Origin of the sequence: Streptomyces sp. NPDC059455 (assembly GCF_042750115.1) — a bacterium.
Taxonomy (GTDB): Bacteria; Actinomycetota; Actinomycetes; order Streptomycetales; family Streptomycetaceae; genus Streptomyces; species Streptomyces endocoffeicus.
Window position 1 is genome coordinate 1 of record NZ_JBHYVB010000111.1, and the last position, 2,585, is coordinate 2,585.

The 2,585-nt window shown below is 66.3% G+C and carries 1 protein-coding gene; it reads right to left on the minus strand.

Annotation, left to right across the window (positions count from 1 at the left end; genetic code table 11):
* Positions 1 to 139: 139 nt before the first annotated feature.
* Entirely contained in the window at positions 140 to 2,527 is a 2,388-nt protein-coding gene (locus tag ACFXB5_RS32295; protein WP_385214491.1) for a transglycosylase domain-containing protein, read from the minus strand.
* Positions 2,528 to 2,585 lie beyond the last annotated feature (58 nt).

Sequence of the window (2,585 nt, forward strand, 5' to 3'; positions counted from 1 at the left end):
GGTGGGTGTCGCGGGCCGCGTCCGCCCCGCCCCCGCGCCCGCCGGCCGCGCGGCGCCGCGCGCCCGCCCGCGGCCGCGCGCGCGCGCCCCCCCCCCCCCCCCCCCGGCGAGGGGTGAACGGGTCGTACGGGACCGCGGGCTATTCCTTCCTGCGGGTCCCGGACGGGCCGCCGAATATGCCGCCGGTGCCGCCCGGATCATCCGTGGTCGGCGACGTGGACGGACCTCCCGGACCGCCGTTCGCGCCACCGTTCTGGTTGCCGCCGTTCCCGTTGCCGCCGTTGTCCTTGCAGTTCAGGTCCAGCGGGTCACAGGTGTCCGTCGGGGTCGGGCTGCCGGAGGGCGACTCCGAGGGGGACTCCGACGGAGATTCCGAAGGCGACTCCGACGGGGTCTCGGTCGGCTTCTCCGTCGTCGGGGTCGGGCTCGGGCTGGCGTCCTCACCGAAGATCTTCTGGCCGATCGGAGTGGCCACGGGGAAGGCCTTGGCCGGCTTGCCCCTCAGCGCGCCGCGCATGTAGTCGGCCCAGATCTGCGCCGGGAACGACGCACCGTGGATCGACTCCTGACCGCCCACACCGCGCATGGACAGGAACTTCTGGCTCTTGGCCTGGTCGTTCACCCGCCACATGCCAATCGCCGTGGACAGCTGCGGGGTGTAGCCGGAGAACCAGGCCGACTTGTTCTCGTCGGTGGTTCCGGTCTTGCCCGCGGCCGGACGGCCGATCTGCGCCGAGGTGCCGGTGCCACGCTGGACCACGTTCTCCAGGACGTCGGTGACGTTGTTCGCCACGTTCGAGTCGAAGGCCCGCTTGACCTTGGCCTCTTCCTTGTGGTCGTAAACGGTGCCGGCCTTGTCCTCGACCCGCTCGACCGAGTACGGATCGGCCTGCTGACCGCTGGCCGCGAAGGTCGCGTACGCCCCGGCGAGCCGGATGGCGCTGGGCGCGGAGGTGCCGAGCGAGAAGGTCGGGGTGATGGAGGCGAGCTGCTCCTTGCTGAGGCCCGCGGCCAGGGCCGCGCCCCGCACCTTGTCGGTGCCGACGTCCATGCCGAGCTGGATGAACGGAGTGTTCACCGAGAACTGCATCGCGGTGCGGAGACTGATCTTGCCCTTGTCCTCGTCACCGTCGTTGCTCTGGTGCCACTCCTTGCCGTCCTTGTCGTGCCAGACGGTCCCGTCGTAGTCCCGCAGGGTCACCTTGTTGTCGCCGTTGTAGACGGACTTCGGCGAGACCAGGGTGCGCTCGGAATCGGGTTGCTCCCGTGGCCCCTTCGGATCGCGGACACCGTCGGTCATCGCGGCGGCCAGCACGAAGGGCTTGAAGGTCGAGCCCACCTGGACGCCGGTGTAGTCCGCGTTGTTGCGATAGTGCTCCAGTGCGTCCTTACCGCCGTAGATGGCGAGGATCTTGCCCGTCTTGGGCTCCACCGAGGCGCCGCCGAACTGGACGTGTTTGTCCACTTCGCGCTCCTTCGGCTTGATGTTCGCCTTATAGACCTTCCCGACCGACTTGGTCAGCTCATCGACCTTGCTCCGATCGAAGGTGGTGTGGATCTGATAGCCCCCCTTGTCCAGTTTGCTCTTGCTGATACCGGTGTTGGCGACGATGTAGTTGTCGGCGAGGTCGGTGAGATAGCCGATCTGGCCCTGCTTGTTCGTCGCCACCTTCGGATCCCGCGGCATCGGGAACTGCTTGGTGATCCACTGCTGGCTCTCGGCCTTGGACATCCGGCTCACGGCGGCCTCACGCCGGAGGATCCACTCCCAGCGGTCCTTGGCCCGCTGGGTGTTGGCCTCCTTGGTGGCGGCGGCGCCGTAGCCGCCGTTGGGGTCGTAGAGGTTCGGACCGTTGAGCGTGGAAGCCAGGAAGGCGCTCTGGCTCGGCGTCAGGTCCTCGCAGTCCCGGTCGTAGTACGCACGGGCCGCCGCCTGGCAGCCATAGGCACCACGTCCGTAGTACGCGGTGTTGAGGTACCCCGCGAGGATCTCGTCCTTATCCATATCCAGTCCGACCTTGACTGAAATGAAAAGTTCCTTGACCTTACGGGTGACGGTCTGCGACTGGTCCAGGTATGTGTTCTTCACATACTGCTGAGTGATGGTCGAACCACTCTGAGTCGCGCCACCCTTGGCCATGTTGACGACCGCACGGGCGATACCCATCGGGTCGACGCCGCTGTCGTCGTAGAAGCTGGCGTTCTCCGCTGAGATCACCGCGTTCTGCATGGACTTGGGGATCTTGCTGAGGGGGACGATCTGCCGGTTGAGGTCACCACCGCCGGAGACCACCATCTGCTTGCCATCCGCCCAGTAGTAGACGTTCTTCTGGGTCTGGGACGCGGCCTGGGCGCTGGGGACCTGCACCAGCCACAGCCCTATGCCGACGGCGCCGAGAAGCACCGCGAAGAAGAAGAGGAAGGTGCCCGTCACCAGTTTCCAGGACGGGACCCAGCGCCGCCCCCCCGACTTACCCGCGCGCGGGTAGTCGATGAAGCGCTTCTTACCAGGCTGTCTCTTATACAAAAAATACTCAGCCGCCGATGTTTGTGGTGTTTATAAAGGTTGTGGGCGGATCATTTAA